17 protein-coding genes and 1 riboswitch are annotated in these 21,651 nt (G+C 47.7%); of the genes, 13 read left to right on the plus strand and 4 right to left on the minus strand.

What is annotated here, in order from left to right; genetic code table 11:
• The first annotated feature begins 22 nt into the window (after positions 1–22).
• Entirely contained in the window at positions 23–2,878 is a 2,856-nt protein-coding gene (locus OA57_RS02275; RefSeq protein ID WP_034612889.1) for a valine--tRNA ligase, read from the plus strand.
• 49 nt (positions 2,879–2,927) lie between these two features.
• Positions 2,928–3,560, plus strand: coding sequence for a hypothetical protein (locus OA57_RS02280; protein ID WP_152596704.1), 633 nt, complete (start codon positions 2,928–2,930; stop codon positions 3,558–3,560).
• 88 nt (positions 3,561–3,648) lie between these two features.
• Here OA57_RS02280 and OA57_RS02285 read toward each other — a convergent pair whose 3' ends face one another.
• Positions 3,649–4,950 carry an L-cysteine desulfidase family protein gene (locus OA57_RS02285; protein WP_034612894.1) on the minus strand — a complete coding sequence of 434 codons (1,302 nt, stop codon included), beginning with the start codon at positions 4,948–4,950 and terminating at the stop codon, positions 3,649–3,651.
• 160 nt (positions 4,951–5,110) lie between these two features.
• Here OA57_RS02285 and OA57_RS02290 point away from each other — a divergent pair, with 160 nt between their 5' ends.
• Positions 5,111–6,118: an LLM class flavin-dependent oxidoreductase gene (locus OA57_RS02290; RefSeq protein ID WP_034612896.1), complete on the plus strand. Its 1,008-nt coding sequence runs from the start codon at positions 5,111–5,113 to the stop codon at positions 6,116–6,118.
• 21 nt (positions 6,119–6,139) lie between these two features.
• On the opposite strand, the gene lysC is transcribed toward OA57_RS02290, so the two are convergent.
• Together lysC and mnmC are read right to left on the minus strand one after the other, a co-directional pair.
• Entirely contained in the window at positions 6,140–7,495 is a 1,356-nt protein-coding gene (gene lysC / locus OA57_RS02295; protein WP_034612899.1) for a lysine-sensitive aspartokinase 3, read from the minus strand.
• A gap of 95 nt (positions 7,496–7,590) precedes the next feature.
• Positions 7,591–7,767: riboswitch (Lysine riboswitch) on the minus strand.
• Positions 7,768–7,871: 104 nt separating this feature from the next.
• Positions 7,872–9,902 carry a bifunctional tRNA (5-methylaminomethyl-2-thiouridine)(34)-methyltransferase MnmD/FAD-dependent 5-carboxymethylaminomethyl-2-thiouridine(34) oxidoreductase MnmC gene (gene mnmC / locus OA57_RS02300; RefSeq protein ID WP_034612901.1) on the minus strand — a complete coding sequence of 677 codons (2,031 nt, stop codon included), beginning with the start codon at positions 9,900–9,902 and terminating at the stop codon, positions 7,872–7,874.
• A 205-nt stretch (positions 9,903–10,107) separates the two neighbouring features.
• Here mnmC and fabB point away from each other — a divergent pair, with 205 nt between their 5' ends.
• The 6 genes from fabB (at position 10,108) to OA57_RS02330 (ending at position 17,951) form a co-directional block, all read left to right on the plus strand.
• Positions 10,108–11,325 carry a beta-ketoacyl-ACP synthase I gene (fabB, locus tag OA57_RS02305; protein ID WP_034612904.1) on the plus strand — a complete coding sequence of 406 codons (1,218 nt, stop codon included), beginning with the start codon at positions 10,108–10,110 and terminating at the stop codon, positions 11,323–11,325.
• Between the two features lie 161 nt (positions 11,326–11,486).
• Complete coding sequence (tehA, locus tag OA57_RS02310) at positions 11,487–12,449, plus strand: dicarboxylate transporter/tellurite-resistance protein TehA (RefSeq protein ID WP_034612906.1); 963 nt, start codon at positions 11,487–11,489, stop codon at positions 12,447–12,449.
• 100 nt (positions 12,450–12,549) lie between these two features.
• Positions 12,550–13,041, plus strand: a complete 492-nt coding sequence (lrp, locus tag OA57_RS02315) for a leucine-responsive transcriptional regulator Lrp (RefSeq protein WP_034612909.1) — start codon at positions 12,550–12,552, stop codon at positions 13,039–13,041.
• Positions 13,042–13,067: 26 nt separating this feature from the next.
• Entirely contained in the window at positions 13,068–15,872 is a 2,805-nt protein-coding gene (locus OA57_RS02320; RefSeq protein ID WP_034612911.1) for an FtsK/SpoIIIE family DNA translocase, read from the plus strand.
• Between the two features lie 99 nt (positions 15,873–15,971).
• Positions 15,972–16,583 (plus strand): outer membrane lipoprotein chaperone LolA, encoded by a 612-nt coding sequence (lolA, locus tag OA57_RS02325; RefSeq protein WP_034612914.1) that lies wholly within the window; start codon positions 15,972–15,974, stop codon positions 16,581–16,583.
• Positions 16,584–16,610: 27 nt separating this feature from the next.
• Positions 16,611–17,951 (plus strand): replication-associated recombination protein A, encoded by a 1,341-nt coding sequence (locus OA57_RS02330; RefSeq protein WP_034613561.1) that lies wholly within the window; start codon positions 16,611–16,613, stop codon positions 17,949–17,951.
• Between the two features lie 98 nt (positions 17,952–18,049).
• Here the strand turns inward: OA57_RS02330 and OA57_RS12940 are convergent, their stop codons facing one another.
• Positions 18,050–18,175, minus strand: coding sequence for a hypothetical protein (locus OA57_RS12940; RefSeq protein WP_407637068.1), 126 nt, complete (start codon positions 18,173–18,175; stop codon positions 18,050–18,052).
• Positions 18,176–18,608: 433 nt separating this feature from the next.
• Here OA57_RS12940 and OA57_RS02335 point away from each other — a divergent pair, with 433 nt between their 5' ends.
• From OA57_RS02335 to OA57_RS02350, 4 genes are read left to right on the plus strand one after another with little or no spacing between them, the layout of a single operon-like run.
• Entirely contained in the window at positions 18,609–19,493 is an 885-nt protein-coding gene (locus OA57_RS02335; protein ID WP_200883586.1) for a transporter substrate-binding domain-containing protein, read from the plus strand.
• Positions 19,494–19,531: 38 nt separating this feature from the next.
• Positions 19,532–20,176 (plus strand): amino acid ABC transporter permease, encoded by a 645-nt coding sequence (locus OA57_RS02340; RefSeq protein WP_235424617.1) that lies wholly within the window; start codon positions 19,532–19,534, stop codon positions 20,174–20,176.
• A 13-nt stretch (positions 20,177–20,189) separates the two neighbouring features.
• Positions 20,190–20,858: an amino acid ABC transporter permease gene (locus OA57_RS02345; RefSeq protein ID WP_034612919.1), complete on the plus strand. Its 669-nt coding sequence runs from the start codon at positions 20,190–20,192 to the stop codon at positions 20,856–20,858.
• Entirely contained in the window at positions 20,851–21,618 is a 768-nt protein-coding gene (locus OA57_RS02350) for an amino acid ABC transporter ATP-binding protein (RefSeq protein WP_034612922.1), read from the plus strand. Before OA57_RS02345 ends, OA57_RS02350 begins: the two co-directional genes overlap by 8 nt.
• The last annotated feature ends 33 nt before the right edge of the window (positions 21,619–21,651 follow it).

Genomic DNA, 21,651 nt, shown 5'->3' on the forward strand with positions numbered 1-21,651 from the left:
CAAAGAGACTAGCAAAAACACTATGGAAACGACTTATCAGCCACAGAATATCGAACAGCGTTTGTATCAAAACTGGGAACAAAACGGTTATTTTAAACCGTCGGAAGATCGCTCAAGCCCGAGTTACAGCATTGCTATTCCACCGCCGAATGTGACCGGCAGTTTGCATATGGGACACGCATTTCAACAAACCTTAATGGATACTTTGATTCGTTATCACCGTATGCAGGGCGATAATACTTTATGGCAAGCAGGAACCGACCATGCAGGTATTGCCACGCAAATGGTAGTGGAACGGAAGATTGCAGCCGAAGAAGGAAAAAATCGGCATGATTTTAGCCGTGAAACCTTTATTGACCGTATTTGGCAGTGGAAAGCGGAATCCGGCGGCACGATCAGCCAGCAAATGCGCCGTATCGGGAATTCGGTGGATTGGGAACGGGAACGTTTCACTATGGATGAAGGCTTGTCCGATGCGGTCAAAGAAGTATTTGTCCGTTTACATGAACAGGGACTGATCTACCGTGGTAAACGCTTGGTGAACTGGGATCCGAAGCTACACACGGCTATTTCTGATTTAGAAGTGGAAAACCGTGAATCTAAAGGCAGCTTGTGGCATTTCCGTTATCCGTTGGCAAACGGGGCGAAAACCGCAGACGGGCTGGATTATTTGGTGGTGGCGACAACCCGTCCGGAAACCGTGTTGGGCGATACGGCGGTGGCGGTTCACCCTGAAGACGAACGCTATCAATCGTTAATCGGCAAAACGGTGTTATTGCCGTTGGCAAACCGTGAAATTCCGATTGTGGCGGACGATTATGTCGATCGTGAATTTGGCACCGGCGTGGTAAAAATTACGCCGGCTCATGATTTTAACGACTATGAAGTCGGCAAACGCCACCATTTGCCGATGGTCAATGTGTTGACGTTGAATGCCGATATTCGTGAACAGGCGGAAGTGCTGAACAGTGACGGCAAGGTAAATACGGATTATCAAGCAGTTATTCCGCAAAACTATCGTGGCTTGGAGCGCTTTGCAGCGCGTAAACAATTGGTTGCCGAATTTGAAGAATTGGGCTTGCTGGATCAAATTAAACCGCATGATCTGAAAGTGCCGTATGGCGATCGCGGCGGCGTACCGATTGAACCGATGTTGACCGATCAATGGTATGTCAGTGTTGCGCCGCTGGCAAAAACCGCCATTAAGGCGGTGGAAGACGGCGAAATCCAGTTTGTGCCGAAACAATATGAAAACCTGTATTTTTCATGGATGCGCGATATTCAGGATTGGTGTATTTCCCGTCAGTTATGGTGGGGACACCGTATTCCGGCATGGTACGATGAAAACGGCAATGTGTATGTGGCGCGTGACGAAGCCGAAGTGCGGTCGAAACACAATCTGGCGGCGAATATGGCGTTACGTCAGGATGAAGATGTGCTGGATACTTGGTTTTCATCCGGTTTATGGACGTTTTCGACCTTAGGTTGGCCAAGACAGACAGCGGATTTGGAGATGTTTCACCCGACCAACGTGCTGATCACCGGATTCGATATTATCTTCTTCTGGGTGGCGCGCATGATTATGTTCACCATGCACTTTATCAAAGATAAAGACGGTAAACCGCAAGTGCCGTTCAAAACCGTGTATGTCACCGGCTTGATCCGTGATGATAACGGACAAAAAATGTCGAAATCCAAAGGCAACGTAATCGATCCGCTGGATATGATTGACGGCATTGATTTGGAAGCATTGGTCGAAAAACGTACCGGCAATATGATGCAGCCGCAACTGGCGGAGAAAATCGAAAAAGCCACTCGCAAAGCGTTTCCAAACGGCATTAATGCACACGGTACCGATGCCTTACGCTTTACCTTGGCGGCACTGGCATCGACCGGACGTGATATCAATTGGGATATGAACCGTTTGGACGGTTATCGTAATTTCTGTAATAAATTATGGAACGCCAGCCGTTTTGTGTTGATGAATGCCGAAGGCAAAGATTGCGGTTTTGAGAACGGCGAAAAAGAACTGTCATTGGCAGATCGCTGGATTTTAGCAGAATACAATAATACCGTGCAGACTTTCCGTCAGGCATTGGACAGCTATCGTTTTGATTTGGCGGCAAATATTTTGTATGAATTTACTTGGAACCAGTTCTGCGATTGGTATTTGGAGCTGACCAAACCGGTATTTAACAGCGGCAGTGAAGCGCAACAGCGCGGTACTCGTCATACGCTATTAACCGTGTTGGAAAGTCTGCTGCGTTTGGCACATCCGATTATTCCGTTTATTACCGAAGAAATTTGGCAGCGTGCTAAAGGTTTGGTCGGCGTGAATGGTGATACGATTATGTTGCAGCCGTTCCCACAATATGACGGCGCATTGGAGGATAAAACCGCACTTTCTGAAATTGAATGGCTGAAAGAGATTATTGTGAATGTGCGCAATATTCGTGCCGAGAAAAATATTCCGCCAAGTAAAGGCTTGGAGCTATTGCTGCGTAATTTAAGCGAATCGGAATCGGCATGTTTGGCGAAAAACCGCACTTTATTGCAAACTATGGCAAAACTGGATTCAGTACAATTGTTGGCGCAAGGCGAAGCAGCACCGTTATCGGTTGCTAAGTTAATCGGCAGCGGTGAGCTGTTGGTGCCGATGGCAGGCTTTATTGATAAAACCGCTGAACTGGCACGCTTGAATAAAGAGATCGAACGCTTTCAAGGTGAAGTGGCGCGGATTGAAAATAAATTATCCAACCAAGGTTTTGTCGCCAAAGCACCGGCGGCGGTAATTGAAAAAGAACGTGCCAAAATGGCGGAATACCAAGACGGGGTCGAAAAATTGAAAGCCCAATATTCAAGTATTGAAGCGTTGTAATTTATAACTAAAAGGTCGGTATATATCGGCCTTTTTTATGGGCGTGCTTATGCTAGTTTCATTGATTGATCTAATAAAGGAAGTTTCTGGAAATAATCCTTTAATTATAGTTCCTATAGTTATTTTACTATTTATACTGATAAATATGAAATCAATATTATTATTTCTCCAGGATTTAAAAAGATCTAGAATTGGGAAAATTAAAGAGGCTATTGATTCAGATTGCTTAACTGAAAATACAAGGAGATTTATTAAAGAAGAATTAGAAAATGAGTATTTTAATTTGATTGCAGGAATATATATTGAGAGGAAGTTTAGAGAAGCATTGTTATCCTTTTATAAGGAATATTCTGGAGAAATAACATTTAGAACAATTCAACGAGCGTTTAGATATATTAATTTTTCCAATTCCAAGCTCCATGTAAAGATAACAAAATGCGATAAGATAGAATATTATCTCCATTGGTTACTTTTTATTTTTTTCTTCTTGTTTGCTATGGGGATACTTGTGGCATCTGTAGTTATTGAAGGGAAAAATATTATGATAAAATTTTTTATTTTTGGTTCCTTGGGATTAATTTTTATATTTTTATCTGTATGGTCGCTGGCTCAGGCAAATAAGATAAAAACAGCAGAAAAGATTGCTCAGCTTTTAGAAAATACAACGTCAGAGAGAAACTGAAAGCCCAATCTTCGAGTATTGAAGCGTTGTAATTCAACAATAAAAAGAGAGCGAAAGCTCTCTTTTTTAATACTGTTTAAACCGCACTTTATCGCTTCGGCTTACTTACCATAATCTCAATCACTTGTTTGTCTGTGTATTGCATACTGCGCGAAGCAATTGCGCATAGGTTGTTGATTGTGGCGTCAATATCGTATTCAACAATGCCTTCATCGCCGGTTACATGGGTGTTATCCAGCGCCATCAATACTGATTTATAGCCACTTGACACGCTGGTGGAGACTTTCATTGCGCAGCTGTTGGCGGCGCCGTCACAGATAATACCGCTGATATCGCCGATCATACTGCAAATGCCCATGCTGACGGTTTCGAATTTGCCGGTCAGTAACCACGCAATGCCGGCACAGCTGCCCATGGAGGCGGTTGTTACCGCGCAAAGTGCGGACAGCTTCGGCAGTTTGCTGTGAATAAAAATCGCCATTAAATGGGATAAAAATAGTGCACGGGCCAGTTTTTCTTCATCGGCATTCAGATAATCGGCAACCACGACCACCGGCATGGTGGCGGCGATGCCTTGATTACCGGAGCCGGAATTACTCATCGCCGGCAGAGTAGCGCCCCCCATACGGGCATCGGAAGCCGCTGTCGTTTGAATAAGCACCCGACTGAGCAGATCGTCCGAGATCAAACCGCTGCCGACGTGTTTTTGCAGGGTACGCCCGATATGCAAACCATAATTTTTGCTTAAGCCTTCCTGTGAAAGTGCGGTATTAAGCTGTGCAGCCTCCAGAATAAAGCGGATTTTTTCAAGATCAACAGTCACTGAGAAATCAAATAGATCTTTGGCACTTAAATGTGAGAAAACATCATATTCATTGGCGATAGTGCAGGCTTGGCGTGCATTTTGGTAAAGAAACTCTCCATTTTTTTCAATCGAAATGACATTGGTATGATTATCTTGAATACAGACTCTCACCCAATTATTCGCATGAAATAGGGTCGCTTCAGAGTAAAGAATTTGTTCGGTATCTTTAATCCCGACATTGACTTTTTTCGTTTGCAACATCTCCTTAGCCGCTTGAATCTGTTCTGCCGTAATGTGTTTCAGCACTTCCAGTTTGCCGTCGGGATCGCCGCCCAAAGCACCGACGGCGGCAGCGATCGGCAAGCCAACCATACCGGTACCCGGTACGGCAACGCCTAAACCGTTTTTCATCAAATTCGGGGAAACTTTTGCTTCTATCCGCTCCGGTGTAGCGGCAAGATATTTGGCTGCTACCGCAGATGCTAACGCTAATGAAATAGGCTCGGTACAGCCGAGCGCCGGCACAACATCGGCACGCACGATTTCAATCAGTTGTGATTTTGTTTGCGGAGTAAGATTCGACATAATGCAGTTCCATCTGAAAACATAAACGGCGCATATCATAACAGGTTACCGGATAAGATAAAGAAACGGATTTGGGAAAATGTGATTTTGAGCAATTTTTTATATTAGTTGATAAAGGTGTATAATCTTTATGACTTCGATAGATTGATAAGGATACACAATGAACAGTAAAAAATTAGCCGTTTCAGTGTTAAATTTAGCACCGGTACGTCAGGGGTTTGACAATAGTCAGGCGATTGAAGCGATGACGACATTGGCGCAGCAAACCGAAAAATTAGGTTATTGCCGCTATTGGGTGGCGGAACACCACAATACGCCCGGTCTGGTCAGTTCGGCAACCTCAATTTTAATTAGTCATCTGTTGCAGCATTCCGATCATATTCGGATCGGATCCGGCGGTGTGATGTTGCCGAATCACAGTCCGTTAATGGTGGCGGAGCAGTACGGTACGCTGGAAACGTTATATCCGAATCGGGTTGATTTAGGATTGGGGCGAGCACCGGGAACCGATCAGGCAACGGCGCAAGCGTTACGCCGCAGTGGTATGGAAACCGCGTTAACTTTTCCTGATGATGTGCGTGCATTGCAACGTTATTTAGGCGATAGCCGCCGGCAGGGATTTGTTAAAGCCTATCCCGGCGTTGATACGCATGTGCCGTTGTATATTTTGGGATCAAGCACCGAAAGTGCGTATTTGGCGGCGGAATTGGGCTTGCCGTATGTATTTGCCGCCCATTTTGCGCCACGAATGTTGGAAAGTGCGGTCGGGATTTATCGCCAGAATTTTAAACCGTCGGCAGTACTGGAAAAGCCGTATTTTATTTTATGTTTGAATGTGATTGCGGCCGAAACGGACGCAGAAGCCGAATTGCTGGCGACATCACAGCAACGCTTTTTTCTGAATGTAGTACGAAACACCCGCTTACCATTACAACCGCCTAAGCCGATAGAAACGGGAGAAATCGAACCGCATGAGCAACGGGTTGTGGATAGTATGACCGCCTGTACTTTGTTAGGGAGTCAGGCAAGCATTACGGAGCAATTGACCCAACTACAGCGCATTATCAAAGCCGATGAGATTATGGCAGTTACTTATATTTATGATCTGGAAAAGCAATTGCACTCTTACCGTTTATTTAAACAGATTGCCGAGCAAAGTGCGGTTTGACCGCACTTTACTTGAAACGGATTAGTTTTCAAAGAGTTCCGCATGTAGCAGGCGAACCACGTCATCTGCATGCTGACTTTGTACCAATAGACAGATATTGTTGGTGCTGGCGCCGTAGCTGACCATGCGCACATTGTATTGCTCAATCGTACCGAACAGGCGTTTGGCAACACCCGCGGTGATGTGCAGATCGTTACCGATTAAGGCGACCAGCGATAAACCGGTATCCACTTTCACATTGCATACTTCACTCAATTCGGTCAATAGCTCATTAGACAGCATATTGGCACCGGAAGAAGCCGAACCGGTTTTATCCAGTGTCAAGGCAATGCTCACTTCAGAGGTGGTGATGGTATCAACTGAAATTTTGTGTTTTGCCAGAATGTTGAATACATTGGCTAGAAAACCTTGTGCGTGCAGCATGCTCAAGCTGGAAAGTGTCAGCAGGGTTTGATCACGGCGTAAAGCAATTGCACGGAAGGTCGGGCGCGGCTGCGGATCACGGGTGACCCAAGTACCGCCGGCGGCAGGATCTTTGCTGGAGCCGACATACACCGGAATGTTGCTGCGAACCGCCGGCAACAATGTTGCAGGGTGCAACACTTTAGCACCGAAGGTCGCCATTTCTGCCGCTTCGGCAAAGCTCATGGTATCTATTTTTTGCGCGGCAGGCACAACGCGCGGATCGGTGGTATAAATGCCCGGTACATCGGTCCAGATCAACACATCTTTCGCATTCAGCACTTCGGCCAACAATGCCGCAGAGTAATCGCTGCCGCCACGTCCCAAGGTGGTGGTTTTGCCTTTTTCGTCACGACCGATAAAACCTTGCGTGATGACCAACTCGCCGCGATCGATCAATGGTTTTAAAATATTGTCGCAATTTTTCTGGGTTTTGGCATCGTTCGGCGCCGCTTTGCCGTAATTACTGTTGGTGGCAACCAACTGACGCACATCGACCCAAGTCGCATGGGTTTGCAGTTCACGCAGGACTTCGACAAAAATCAGGGTCGACATCATTTCGCCGTGGCTGATGAGTTCATCGGTCAGCGCCGGCGAGGTCGCCAGACCGGCGGCTTCGGAAAGCGAGGCGACGTTTGCCAGCAGGCGATCAATCTCTTCGCTGATGACCTTATTGTTTTTCAGCTCGTCCAGAATGTTGTATTGAATGGTGCGCAATTCGTCGAGGTATTGATTGCGTTGTTCCATTTCGCAACCATTGGCGAGCGCCACCAGAATGTTGGTGACGCCGGCAGAAGCGGACAGCACCACAACACGGGTATTAGGATCGGCAATCACGATTTTGGCGCACGCATTCATGGCCGGATAGTTGGCAACACTGGTGCCGCCGAATTTGGCAACGGAGAGATGTGACATAGTTTAGGTTCCTGTAGTTAAAGTCATGAGTTATGGTATCGGCTCAGATCGCATCGGCAGAAACAACAAAGTGCGGTTGGGGAAAGAATCGGGATTTACCCAGAAGCACTCCATCAAACCGTTACCGTTGATGACAGCCCCAGGGATTCAGCCCTGGCAGCCGACAGCGCCATTTCCGGAAAATTGAGCCGTCTCGGCAGTCTTCCCCTGATTATTTCAATGGTTCCGGCCTGATGAAATAACTGCCTGAAGACTGCGCCTCTTCTGCTCATAATCGAATCATGAACGCTATAGTGATACCTTGTCATGATAAAATAGTCAATAAAAAATTATGACTACACGTAGCGGTTATCAGGCAAAAAGAGGGGATCGTCATTTAAGGGGTTGTCAACGGCGTGCCTTTTAACAGTTTTCGGATCCAGCTGCGGTTCGGATTCAGGGCATGGACAATATCTTCGCCGAGCGGCAACGGTTCCCCCAATATTTGGCAGACCATTGTTTCGGCAAGCAGTGCCGCCGACGTCAGTCCGCGCGAACCCAGTGCGCCGATCAGATACAGATTCGGATAACCGGGGGCGGGCGGAATCGATTGGCGGCGACGGCGCAGATTGAACAGATTACGATATTGTTCGGCAGTTTGTGCAAAGTGCGGCACGCAGCCCATGATCGGCAGGCGTTCTCTGGTGCTGCAACGGACACCGATACGTGCCAAATTGTCGCTGAGATCGATCTCTTGCAGCCAATCGCACCCGTCCAAATTTTGTCGGATTTTATCGCCGTTTTGCTGCTGTTCTTGCAGGCTGAAAGTGCGGTCTGCGCTGTTGCGCACATGGCTGGCGCCGATACAGTGGCTTTGCTGTTGCCGATCTGCCGGTGTGAGGTAGCCGTCATAACACAACACGCTTTTCAGCTGTTTTAGCTGTTTGCCGCTCGGAATTTGGCTGACCTGACCTCGCACCGGATAGAGCGGCAGCTTTTCGGTCTGTTTGAAGTCGGTGATCTGATGACCGTTCGCCAATATCACAACATGATGTTCAAACCGTGTTTGTTGCGCTGTGGTTAACTGCCAGCCGGTTTCTGTCGGCTGTAACGCAGTGATTGATTGGCGGAAATGAATATTCAAACCGCACTTTTGCAGGTGGGCAAAGCCGTTTTGTACCAATTGTTGCGGCGCCAGCCAGCCGCCTTGCGGGATAAACGCACCGTCACAATTCAGCGCAATACCGCTGAGGCGGCTTAATGTTTTCCGACTGCAAAGATGGAACAGATCGGGATCCCATTGCTGTGCGGCAATGTGTGCCAATTTTTGTTTGACCTTACAACTGTACGCGCAAATTGCCACGCCTTGCCAGTCGGATTCGAATGGAATTTCCTGATCGATAAAATCCTGTAATTGTCGTCGGGCATAACCGAATGCATAGCCATAAAAACGGCTGTTGCGCAAATCGTCATCACTTAATTGCGGATAGAGCGCGCCTTGTTTGTTGCCTGACGCATTCAATGCCGGTTGCGGATCTTCACAGTACAGTGTCACCTTCAAGCCGCGCCGCAGGCAGGAAAGTGCGGTAAACAATGAGGCGACGCCGCCGCCGATAATGGCGATATCCTGAACCGTGCCGACCGCACTTTGCGCCTGATACCAAGGCGTGCCGATATTTTCGCCGCCGCTTTCCGCTTTATATCCGCATAACATTTCGCGTTTATTGGCGAAGCCTTTTTGTTTGTTCACGGTAAAGCCGGCGGCTTGCAATCCTCGGCGTACCGCACTTGCTGCGGTAAAGGTCGCAAAAGTGGCGCCAGATTTACTGTAGCGAAACATGGCTTGATACAGCGCATCGTTCCACATCTGCGGATTTTTGTTTGGCGCAAAGCCGTCTAAAAACCAAGCATCGATTTTTTGTCGCATATAATCACCGAGTTGCGGCAAATTGTGCTGAATATCGCCGAACCAGAGATCCAGATGAATTTCGTCAAAATGCAAGCGGTGACAACCGTTCAATCTGAACGGGTAATGGCGGCAAAGGCGCTTGCTCAGGGCTTCAAATTCAGGGTAAGTGCGGTGCGCCTGTTGCAGTTGGCTGACGGTCAGCGGGTATTTTTCAAAGGAGAGAAAATATAACCGTTGTAGCGGGTGAGCGGGATTTTGTCGGCGGAATTGGTGGAAAAGTAAGGCGCAGGCAAAGAAGTTCAATCCGCTGCCGAAGCCGCTTTCGGCAATGACAAAGTGCGGTTGAGTGTGCTGCCGCCAGCGTGCCGACAGTTGATTTCCTTCCAGAAAAACATAGCGGCTTTCCGCCAAACCGTCCTGCACGGAAAAGTAGATGTCATCAAACTGTAATGAAACGGGGGTATTATCGGCGTTGAAATTCAGCTCGGCATAATCGGTCGTGAGTTTATTGTTTGTCATAAGTCTGTTCTGCTGTTTTCGGCTATTGTAACGCGAAAAGCGAGCGGCAGAAAGGCTGTCTGTTTTTTGAGCGGAAAAGAAGGGGCTGTCCCTGCGAATGCAATAAAAACTTGCATTATTCTATTTTCATAGTAAGTTATTCAGCTAACAGTTGTACGTTGAAATTTTTTTAAATTATCGCTTTTGAAATTAAGGATTGGAGTAAATGAAAAGAGCAGTCATCACCGGTTATGGAATCATTTCAAGTATCGGCAACAACAAAGCGGAAGTATTGGCTTCGTTAAAACAAGGGAAATCAGGCATCACGACCATGCCGGAATTTGTGGAAATCGGTATGCGCAGCCATGTGGCGGGAACGGTGAAACTGGATCCGAAAGAATTGATTGATCGCAAAGTGATGCGTTTTATGGGCGACGCTGCGGCTTACGCCTATCTTTCGATGCAGGAAGCGATTGCACATTCGGGTTTAACCGAAGAGATGGTATCGAATGATCGTACCGGTCTGGTGGTCGGCGCCGGCACTGGCTCGGCACACGGGCAAATTGTGGCTGCCGATGCGATGCGCGGGCCGCGCGGCGTGAAGGCGATAGGGCCTTATGCGGTGACCAAAACCATGGCGTCCAGCGTTTCCGCCTGTTTGGCAACCCCGTTCAAAATTCGCGGCGTGAATTACAGTATCAGTTCGGCGTGTGCAACCTCGGCGCATTGTATCGGTCATGCGGTCGAATTGATTCAATTGGGCAAGCAAGATGTGGTCTTTGCCGGCGGTGCAGAGGAACTGGCATGGGAATGTGCCTGTGAATTCGATGCGATGGGCGCACTGTCGACCAAATATAATGATATGCCGGAAAAGGCATCGCGTACGTATGATGCGGCGCGTGACGGTTTTGTGATTGCCGGCGGCGGCGGTATGGTCGTGGTGGAAGAGCTGGAACACGCTTTGGCGCGCGGCGCCACCATTTATGCGGAAATCGTCGGTTACGGCGCAACGTCTGACGGTTATGACATGGTCGCCCCGAGCGGAGAAGGCGCTTCACGTTGTATGAAACAGGCGATGGCGACGGTTGACGGTCCGATTGAGTATTTGAATGTACACGGCACATCGACACCGGTCGGTGATGTAAAAGAATTGGAAGCGATACGTGATGTCTTTGGTGACAACACACCGGCGATTTCGTCCACCAAGGCGATGACCGGTCACTCTTTGGGTGCGGCGGGCGTACATGAAGCAATTTATTCGCTGTTAATGCTGAACCATGATTTTATCGCACCGAGTATTAATATCGAGACGTTGGACGAACAAGCGCAGGGTATGAATATCGTAACCGAAGTCCAGCAGGACAAAAAACTGAATATCGTGATGTCCAATAGTTTTGGTTTCGGCGGCACTAATGCCAGTTTAGTGTTCAAGCGTTATCAATAATAACAATCGTCTTATCGGGACGGCTTGTTAGCCGTCCCGCAATAAACCCCTTTTTATAATAAGACTATTTACATAATCTTTGAAATCAAACCGTGATTCTCTGCATAAACTGGGCGTAGAATAACACCGTTATTATTATGCTTACTTTGTTGGGAATTATCATGAATCAACCTGTTTCAAAGCCATTTCCTGTTCCGGTCAATTATTTCGGCATTACGCTCGGCTTATTTGCCATCGGATTGGCATGGCAACATGCGGCGATCCTGTTTTCTGATTTTCCGGCAATAATCGGCGAATTGATTTTATCATTCAGCGGCATTGTTTGGCTTTTGCTGCTCACGGTTTATATCGCCAAATGGATTATTTCGCCGCATAGTGCCAAGGAAGAATTGCAACATTTAGTGATTTGCTGTTTTATCAGCTTGATTCCGATCACGGCGATGTTATTCGGGATCGCATTATTGCATTCGCTAAAACCGATCGCTGTGTTTTTAATTATACTCGGCACCATCGGGCAACTGCTGTTTGCGGCATACCGTTCCGCAGGGTTATGGCGCGGTATTCATCAAGCGGAAGCCACGACACCGGTGATTTATCTGCCGACCGTTGCCGCCAATTTTGTCAGTGCGACCGCACTTGCCGAGTTAGGTTATATTTCATGGGCCATGCTGTTTTTCGGTATGGGGCTGTTATCTTGGTTTACACTGGAACCGGCGGTGTTACAACGTTTGCGCAATTTAAATCCGCTTGACGAAACAGTACGCCCGATTATGGGCATTCAGTTGGCGCCGGCTTTTGTTGCCGGAAATACCTATTTTCATTTAAACGGCGGAAGGGTGGATTCGGTCAGCTTGGCATTGTTGGGTTATGGCTTATTGCAGCTCCTGTTTTTGATCCGCTTATTCCCTTGGATTTATGTGAAGGGGTTCGGTATTGGCTTATGGGGATTTTCATTCGGTTTGGGCGCAATGGCGAATGTCGGCTTATATTTGACGCAAATGCCTGACGGGCAGGGCATTGCCGAGTTGGGCATGATATTGTTTATTGTCGGAAATATCGGTATCGCTCTTTTGTTTTCAGGCACGCTGTTACGTTTGCTGCAAGGGCGGTTTTTTGTAAAATAACCCTGCGCAAGCCGTATTCGACCCTATAAAAAAGATGAAAAATCAGGTAATCTATCGTATTACTTGATTTTTTACTTTTACTCTCAGCGGAACAGTGACGATGTCAAAAAAATTAACCAAAGCCCTTGATGCCATTGATGTAAAAATCTTGGACGAATTACAGCGTAACGGCAAAATTTCCAATATTGATCTGTCGAAAAAAGTCGGGTTATCGCCGACGCCGTGTCTGGAGCGGGTGCGTCGTCTGGAAAAACAAGGGGTTATTACCGGTTATCGCGCCTTATTGAATCCTGAATTATTGGATTCGCCGTTGCTGGTGATTGTTGAAATTACCTTGGTACGCGGTAAACCGGACGTATTTGAAGAATTTAACCGTGCCGTGCAAAAACTCGATGAAATTCAAGAGTGCCATCTGGTTTCCGGCGATTTTGACTATTTACTGAAAACCCGTGTTGCCGACATGGCGGCTTACCGCAAATTGCTCGGTACGACGTTGCTGCGCTTGCCGGGCGTGAATGACACCCGCACTTATGTCGTCATGGAAGAAGTGAAACAAACCAATTATCTGCAACTTAGCGCTAAAACAGAATAAAAGCCAATACAGAATAAGATAACGATATGATTCGAAATTTAAGACCTAAATACACTGCCAAGCACTATATCACCGAGATGATTCTGGGATCGGTTGCGCTGTTCGGCGTTTATCTGATTATTGCCTGGTCGAGCTACAGCCCGTATGACAATGCTTGGACGGTGGCGAGCCCGCAGCAGGAAGCCCTCAACAAAGCCGGCGCGTTCGGGGCGTGGTGTATCGATATGCTGTTTGCCTTGTTCGGCTCGGTTGCCAATTTCCTCCCGTTTGTATTGGTGATTTCATCGGTTTTGCTGCTGCGCAGTAAATGGCGTGATCAATTCAGCAAAGGCCGGCTGTTCGTTCGTTTGCTGGGATTTTTACTGTTGTTATGCGGTCTGACCGCACTTGCCGCACTGCTGCTTTCCAACACCGATACTTACCTTGCCGGCGGTGTGCTGGGCAGCTGGTTGATTAAAACCATATACCCGACATTCGGAATGTTCGGCAGCTTTATGGCGGCATTTTGTATGGCGATCATCGGCTTTATTTTAAGTTCGGGTATGTCGTTGGTGATGTTGTTGGTCAGCGCTTATCAATGGCTGACGGCAAAATATGAAGATGAAGAAGCGGCATCGGTTGACAACGGCGAACTGGAGCCGACTCCGTCTGTTCCGCCGCCAGTCGAGCAATTGGAAGAAGTGATTTTGCCGGAAAGTGTGTTGCGAGCCAGAGAAGCCGCCGCTAAGCGCTTGGAAGAGGCTAAGGCGACAACTGAGGTTGACGGTGAAAGTGCGGTTTCGGAACGGGTGATTGTCGGGTTGTCGCCATCGTCGGCACAAGCGCAGACAGCACTGACTAATCAAGACAATCCGGCGCAATTGAGCTTGCGCGAGACGCAGGATTTGCCGGATTTCGGGCGTTACCAAATCGAACAAACGCCGGAGCTGCCGAAGGTATCGATAAACTTGCCGCCCCAAACAACGCCGAATGCCACCGATTCATCGCTGTCTGTGCCGAATATTGACGGCGTACCGAAAGTCAGCCTGTCGAATGCCAATCTCGCCAATGATGCCGAGCAAGTGCGGTTTGATGTTGACGACGACGGGCGGGACGATGATCTCGATCAAAGCTTGAATGACGAGCTGGCGCGTCAGTTTGCCGAACGTGAGCAGCAGCGCCTGCAAGCGATGCAGGCGCAGGCAAAAGCGTTAAATGCGGAAAAAGAGTTGCAGGTCATTTTAAATAACGAGATTGAGCCGGCTGACGTTGAAGCACAGTCGAACGGTGTGCCGAATTACAAGCCGTATGAAAACAGTCTGATTCACCCGCTATTGCAGCCGAAAGTGAGCCATAAAGGCAAACCGAGTACGCCGTTGCCGAGTTTGGATTTGCTCGAACAGCGTAAAGCGGAAGAGCAGGATATCAGCCGTGAGGAAATTGATGAAACCTCATCGCAAATCGAACATCAACTGCGCAATTTCAATATCAAAGCCAAAGTGCAGAGCGTGCTGGTCGGGCCGGTCGTTACCCGTTATGAACTGGAGCTGGAGCCGGGAACCAAAGCGTCCAAAGTCAGCGGATTGGATACCGATCTGGCGCGTGCGCTGATGTTCCGCTCGATTCGGGTGGCGGAAGTGATTCCCGGCAAGCCGTATATCGGCATCGAAACGCCGAATTTACGCCGTCAAACCGTGAGCCTGCGTGATGTGTTGTCCAGTGTGCCGTTTCAGCAAAGCACGGCTATTTTGCCGTTGGCATTGGGTAAAGACATCAGCGGCGAACCGATCGTGGTCGATTTGGCAAAAATGCCGCACTTGTTGGTGGCGGGTTCGACCGGATCGGGAAAATCGGTCGGTGTCAACAGCATGATTTTGAGTCTGTTGTTCAAGCGTAAGCCGGAAGACGTGCGGTTTATCATGATCGATCCGAAAGTTGTCGAGCTGTCGATTTATAACGACATACCGCACTTACTGACCGAAGTGGTCACCGATATGAAAAAAGCCGCTAATGCGTTGCGCTGGTGTGTCGATGAAATGGAGCGCCGTTATCAACTGCTGTCATCGCTGTATGTGCGTAATATTGAAGGCTTCAACGGCAAAATAGATGAAGCGGAAGCCATGAACCTGCCGATTCCGAATCCGACTTGGCGCCCGGGTGATACGATGGACAGCATGCCGCCGGCATTGGAAAAATTGAGTTATATTGTCGTAATTGTCGATGAATTCGCCGATTTGTTGATGGTGGCGGGTAAGCAGGTCGAGGAGCTAATCGCCCGTTTGGCGCAAAAAGCGCGTGCGGTCGGTATTCATTTGATTCTCGCCACCCAGCGACCGTCGGTTGATGTGATCACCGGCTTGATTAAGGCGAATATTCCGAGCCGTATCGCTTTTACGGTCACCAGTAAAATCGATTCGCGCACTATTTTGGATCAGGGCGGTGCGGAAGCGTTATTGGGACGGGGCGATATGCTGTATTCGGGGCAAGGCTCTTCGGAGCTGATTCGGGTACACGGCGCATTTATGAGCGATGAAGAAGTATCAAAAGTGGCGGACGACTGGCGGGCACGCGGCAAACCGCAATATTTGGACGAGATTGTGGTGTCGCAAGAGGAAGAAAACGGCGAAAGTGCGGTCGGCGGCGGCACTGATGAGCTGGACGATTTGTTTGATTCGGTAACGGAATATGTGTTGACGACCGGCAATACTTCGATTTCCTCAATTCAGCGCAATTTTAAACTGGGATTCAACCGGGCGGCGCGAATTGTCGATCAGATGGAAGCGCAGGGCATTGTTTCCGCCGCCAGCAACGGCAAACGCGAGATTCTGGCGTCGCGTCAGAATTATGAATAATCTTAAGCTGCAATTAAGGTTTTCCCGTTAAGCTGCTAAAGAACCAATCCGTAAATCACGGGTCTTAGTCAGTAAGGATGAATGAAAAGGAAATAAAAAATGAAGTTATTGAATAAAACCGCACTTGGCCTGCTCTTGTTTTCTGCCGCTACGCTGAGCCATGCGGCGGCTGTTGACGATTTGCAGCAGCGTTTGGCTGAAGTCGGTTCATACAGTGCCGATTTTAATCAGCGTGTTACCACGGCGAACGGGCAATTGGTGCAGGAAGGAAGCGGCAAGTTTCAGGTGAAACGTCCGAATCTGTTCCGCTTAGATACGCAAAAGCCGCAAGAAACCCAAATTATCGCCGACGGTAAAACCCTTTGGTATTACGATCCGTTCGTACAACAGGTGACGGCACGTAAAACCGAAGATGCGATTGACAATACGCCGTTTATTTTATTGACCAGTAATGATCCGAAACATTGGGCGCAATATAGCGTGACGCGTAAAGACGATACTTTTACCCTGAAGCCGAAATCGAAAGACAGTGCTGTCAAACAGTTTGAAGTGCGGATCGACAGTAACGGCTTGTTGCGTAATTTCAGCACGATCGAACAGGACGGGCAGGCGAATCTATATATGTTGCGTAATATGAATAACGTCACTCTCGACAATAAATTATTTCGGTTTAGCGTGCCGAAAGGCGTCGAACTGGACGATCAACGTTAATTATCGGGGTCATTGATGGCAAAAGGTGTGGACAATCTGTCGTTTGATTTTGCAGAAAGCGATTTCCGCCCGCTTGCTGCCAGAATGCGGCCGACAACACTGGAAAATTATTTCGGTCAGTCGCATTTATTGGCGGCAGGCAAGCCGTTGCGCAAAGCGATCGAGGCTGGGCATATTCATTCGATGATTTTGTGGGGACCGCCCGGCACCGGCAAAACCACACTGGCGGAAATCTTGGCACACCGGATCAATGCCGAAGTAGAGCGAATTTCCGCAGTTACCGGCGGCGTGAAAGAGATTCGTGAAGCCATTGAACGTGCCAGACAAAATAAACTGACAGAGCGTCGAACAATTTTGTTTGTCGATGAAGTACATCGTTTCAATAAAAGCCAGCAAGATGCCTTTTTGCCGAATATTGAAGACGGCACCATTATTTTTATTGGCGCCACTACTGAAAATCCCTCATTTGAACTAAACAGCGCATTGCTGTCGCGTGCACGAGTTTATCTGCTAAAAGCACTGAATGAAACGGAAATTGAACAGATTCTACAACATGCCTTAAGCGATCATGAAAACGGACTGGGAGAGCAATGTATTGAACTTGAAGATAATCTGCTGGCGATGTTGGCTGATTATGTACACGGTGATGCTCGTTTGGCGTTGAATTGTTTAGAATTAATGGTCGATATGGCGGACGATACGCCGAGCGGCAAGCTGTTGAGCCGACAGTTGTTGGCCGACGTTTTGGGCGAACGGCAAGCGCGTTTTGATAAGCAAGGCGATCGCTATTACGATCTTATTTCAGCAGTACACAAATCCATTCGGGGGTCAGCTCCTGATGCCGCACTGTATTGGTATGCCCGAATTATTACGGCAGGTGGTGATCCGTTATACGTCGCAAGGCGATTATTGGCAATTGCTTCCGAAGACATCGGCAATGCCGATCCGCGTGCAATGCAGGTGGCGATCAGCGCATGGGATTGCTATACCCGTGTCGGGGCGGCGGAAGGTGAGCGTGCGATTGCACAGGCGATCGTTTATCTGGCGGTCGCACCGAAAAGCAATGCGGTTTATCTTGCCTTTAATGCAGCCAAACAGCTGGCATTGCAATCGCCGGATTATGATGTGCCGATGCACTTGCGCAATGCGCCGACTAAACTGATGAAGTCATTGGGTTACGGCGATGAATACCGTTATGCCCATGATGAAGCAAATGCTTATGCCGCCGGCGAAAATTATTTTCCGCCCGAGTTGAAAGACAGCCGTTACTATTATCCGAGTGAACGCGGGATGGAAGCCAAAATCAAGCAAAAACTCGATTGGCTGGCACAGCAGGATCAACAAAGCGACAAAGTGCGGTATAAATAAACCGCACTTTTCCATCAGTTTGCTATCAGGGTCGAACCGTATTACGCCTGCCTTATTCCGACGTCATCAACAAAGTTTATCGTCAAATCAATAAAAACTTACACAAGCGTTAAAAACCAAAACAGCAAAGTTTTCACACAAGCAAGCCGCCACTTCCGCCTAAGCTTTTTAATCCACGCCCACATTTTTTCAATCCGGTTCAAGTCAGCGCTGTAAGGCGGCAGCCAAAATTGCTTTTAAAACCGTTTTCACCCAAATAAACAATGGGTGCAGATGCTCTTCATAGGCAGCCAATCCGGTGCGGAAATCTGTCTGTTTTTGCAGATATGGCGCGGATGGGGCATGGTGTTTATGTCGGTTTTTTGTAGATTCTACATATACGCTTCTATCCGCTGTTGTATTTTCATATCAAGCGTAACCGCACTTTCCTGCCTCTTTTACTGTCGTACTCCGGTTCAAAACCATCTTCTGAATATTTTTAAATACAAATTAATAATTTCACAATAAAATTGAATAAACTCTATCATTGAGTTTATTTTGTTGATTATTGTTTTATTTATTTGGCATTTCGATGTTGATAATTTATATTTTGAGTGGTATTAATAAATAAACTTTATTTTCATGCCTATGTCGTTATCCATAAACAAGGAGTATTTTATGAACACAATGATCGTTTCCGGAACCGGTATGTTTAAGACCTTATTGAAAGGGATTACTACGGCTTTATTGTTTTCCGCCGCTGCTCATGCCGCGACTCTGGATGAGATAAAAAGTCGGGGTTATATGAGTATAGCAACCGAAGATAATTATGCCCCTTTTGAAATCATAGAAGGCGGAAAGCCGGGCGGATTTACTAACGATATGGTTGCCGAATTGAAGGCTTATGCGCCTTTTGAAGTCAGACAGGAAATCATGCCGTGGACAGGATTATTGCCTGCCGTTACCACCGGAAAATATGATGCTGCGATCACCGGCTCCATCGTATCGACCGAACGCTTGGCACGTTTTGATTTTGCACCGCCGATCGCTTCGGCACAACATATGGCGATATTGCGCGCCAATGATGACAGTGTGAAAACCGCAGCCGATTTAAGCGGTAAAACCCTCGGCGTACAGGCGGGCAGCGTGTTGTTGACCCGTTTACCGGAATTGGAACAACTGTTGAAAGACAGCGGCGGCAAACTGGGTGAGGTTATCGAATACACCTCTTATCCGGAAGCCTATGCCGATTTAGCCAATGGTCGCTTGGACTATGTGATTAACAGTTTTGTGCCGGCAAAAACCTTATCTATCAAACGAAGTAATGTATTCAAAGTGGGGCCGGCGGTCTCCGGCGCGGGATTTCATGCTTGGGCGGTTCCAAAAGGTAATGAGTCGTTGTTAGGCTTTTTCACCGAATTTTTGAACAAGATGCGTGAAAGCGGAAAATTGGCTGAATTACAGGAAAAATGGTTCGGGCAAGCCTTCCCGGATCTGCCGACGCAACCGATTACCAGTGTCGAACAATATAACGAGCTGACCGTAGTAAAAGAAGCAGAATAAAAAGCAGCCCGATTATTCGGGCTCAACAAGGGAGTGTGATGATGGGAAAAAGTGAATGGATAATGTTGCTGGACGGCGGTTTGACAACGTTGTGGATATCGCTGTCTGCTATTTTGATTGGTATTGTGATTGGGCTTTTTATCGCCCTGATCCGTAATTTGAAGATTCCCGTTATCACTCAATGTCTGGCTTTTTACGTCAGCTTGGCACGGGCTACGCCGTTAGTGACGATTGTTCTGTTCGTTTTTCTGGGAATGCCCGAGTTGGGCTTGGAACTGGATCGGATCACCACCGCGATTATCGCTTTGACAATCAATACCTCGGCATTTAATGCAGAGATCTGGCGCAGTGCGTTTCTCTCTTTTCCCAGAGAACAGTTGGAAGCGGCAAAAGCGGCAGGCATGACCCGCTGGCTTACTTTCCGCAGAATTACGTTACCGCAAATGTTTCTAACCAGCTTGCCGGCGTTGGTTAATGAAATGACGTTTCTGATTAAAGCCAGTCCGGCGATTGCGGTGATCGGTGTGGTTGATTTGACCCGTGTCACCAACCAAATTTCCGCTGTAACTTACGAACCGCTTCCGCCTATTTTGGTTGCTTGTGCCATGTATATGCTGTTGATGGGGGTAATGTTGAAATTACAGCGTTGGAGCGAACGGTTTGTCTATCGTTTGTCCATGTGACAGGGAGGTATTTATGGACAGTTGGAGCATTTTATGGGAACAGCGCGAAACACTATTGGCCGGATTCTACAATACGTTGGCGCTATTCGGTATATCGCTGGGGTTGGCGGCAATCATCGGTATTGTGATGATCTTCTTATTGGAGGGCAATGCCCGCCATCCGTTGCGCAGATGCCTGATTTTTTTAATCGATATCATGCGGATGCTGCCGTTCTTGATTTACGCCTATCTGCTTTATTACGGCTTGCCGGCGCTCGGCGTGAGGCTAGACGCTTGGACGGCGGGGATTGTGGCACTGACGACGTACCACGGCGCTTATTTTGCTGAAATTTTACGCGGATTGAGAGCGACGGTTCCACGCGGACAAGTCGATGCGGCATTGGCTCACGGTTACGGTAAATACAGCATGATGCGGTATTTGATTTTACCGCAGATCTTTTTACGTAGCGGACCGCTGTTAGGAAATCAATTGATTTATTTGCTGAAGGATACGGCGTTCTTGACGATTATTACCGTAAAAGAGCTGACCAGCGCCGCCTCTTCGATTCAATCAATTTATTTTATTCCTCTGGAAGCGTTTATTGTGGCAATCGGGTTGTACTGGGTAGTGTGTATTCTGATTGATACGGCAATGAAATTAGTGGACAGAATTGCGATTAAAAAAGGAATTAGTTATGAATAAAACAATCCCGGCGGTAAAAATCAGCCATTTATCCAAGAGTTTTGATGATATAGAAGTTTTACGCGACATCTCGATTACGGTCGAAAAAGGGCAGACCGTCAGCGTATTGGGGCCTTCCGGTTCCGGGAAATCCACACTATTACGCTGTATTAACTGGCTGGAAACGCCGGACAGGGGAAAAATCGAGATTGCGGGTAAACGTATTGGGGTGACGGAGAAAAATCTGCCGCAACCGCAAAGCCAGTTGGCAAAAATTCGAGCCAAAACCGCAATGGTTTTTCAGAGTTTCAATTTGTGGCCGCACTTGACGATTTTAGGCAATGTGATTGAAGCGCCGGTTCATGTACAGAAAGTGCCGAAAGCGGAAGCGATTGCCTATGCAGAAGAATTGCTGGAAAAAGTCGGTATGGCGCATAAAAAAGATGCCTATCCTTGGTCGCTTTCCGGCGGGCAGAAACAGCGGGTGGCGATAGCGCGGGCGTTGGCCATGAAACCGGAAGTGATTTTATTTGATGAACCGACATCAGCACTGGATCCGGAATTGGTCAATGAAGTGTTGGCGGTGATGAAGTCGCTGGCGGAAGAGGGCTACACCATGATCGTGGTGACGCACGAAATGGAATTTGCCCGTCAGGTATCCGATAAGGTGGTGTTTATGGATAAAGGCTTGGTTGTAGAGCAGGCGGAACCGGAAATATTCTTCACACAAGCCAAATCGGAAAGGTTAAAGCAATTCTTGGGGCGCTACAGCGCCGCATAAGATGGTAATTGGATTTTGAAAACAAACGACAAC

Source organism: Chelonobacter oris (assembly GCF_000772535.1).
Lineage (GTDB): Bacteria > Pseudomonadota > Gammaproteobacteria > Enterobacterales > Pasteurellaceae > Chelonobacter > Chelonobacter oris.

Excerpts from the sequence above, each read along its gene's own strand:
- OA57_RS02275 (WP_034612889.1), top strand. The coding sequence starts at position 23 with ATGGAAACGACTTATCAGCCACAGAATATCGAACAGCGTTTGTATCAA.
- OA57_RS02280 (WP_152596704.1), top strand. The coding sequence starts at position 2,928 with ATGCTAGTTTCATTGATTGATCTAATAAAGGAAGTTTCTGGAAATAAT.
- OA57_RS02285 (WP_034612894.1), bottom strand. The coding sequence starts at position 4,950 with ATGTCGAATCTTACTCCGCAAACAAAATCACAACTGATTGAAATCGTG.
- OA57_RS02290 (WP_034612896.1), top strand. The coding sequence starts at position 5,111 with ATGAACAGTAAAAAATTAGCCGTTTCAGTGTTAAATTTAGCACCGGTA.
- lysC (WP_034612899.1), bottom strand. The coding sequence starts at position 7,495 with ATGTCACATCTCTCCGTTGCCAAATTCGGCGGCACCAGTGTTGCCAAC.
- mnmC (WP_034612901.1), bottom strand. The coding sequence starts at position 9,902 with ATGACAAACAATAAACTCACGACCGATTATGCCGAGCTGAATTTCAAC.
- fabB (WP_034612904.1), top strand. The coding sequence starts at position 10,108 with ATGAAAAGAGCAGTCATCACCGGTTATGGAATCATTTCAAGTATCGGC.
- tehA (WP_034612906.1), top strand. The coding sequence starts at position 11,487 with ATGAATCAACCTGTTTCAAAGCCATTTCCTGTTCCGGTCAATTATTTC.
- lrp (WP_034612909.1), top strand. The coding sequence starts at position 12,550 with ATGTCAAAAAAATTAACCAAAGCCCTTGATGCCATTGATGTAAAAATC.
- OA57_RS02320 (WP_034612911.1), top strand. The coding sequence starts at position 13,068 with ATGATTCGAAATTTAAGACCTAAATACACTGCCAAGCACTATATCACC.
- lolA (WP_034612914.1), top strand. The coding sequence starts at position 15,972 with ATGAAGTTATTGAATAAAACCGCACTTGGCCTGCTCTTGTTTTCTGCC.
- OA57_RS02335 (WP_200883586.1), top strand. The coding sequence starts at position 18,609 with ATGAACACAATGATCGTTTCCGGAACCGGTATGTTTAAGACCTTATTG.
- OA57_RS02340 (WP_235424617.1), top strand. The coding sequence starts at position 19,532 with ATGATGGGAAAAAGTGAATGGATAATGTTGCTGGACGGCGGTTTGACA.
- OA57_RS02345 (WP_034612919.1), top strand. The coding sequence starts at position 20,190 with ATGGACAGTTGGAGCATTTTATGGGAACAGCGCGAAACACTATTGGCC.
- OA57_RS02350 (WP_034612922.1), top strand. The coding sequence starts at position 20,851 with ATGAATAAAACAATCCCGGCGGTAAAAATCAGCCATTTATCCAAGAGT.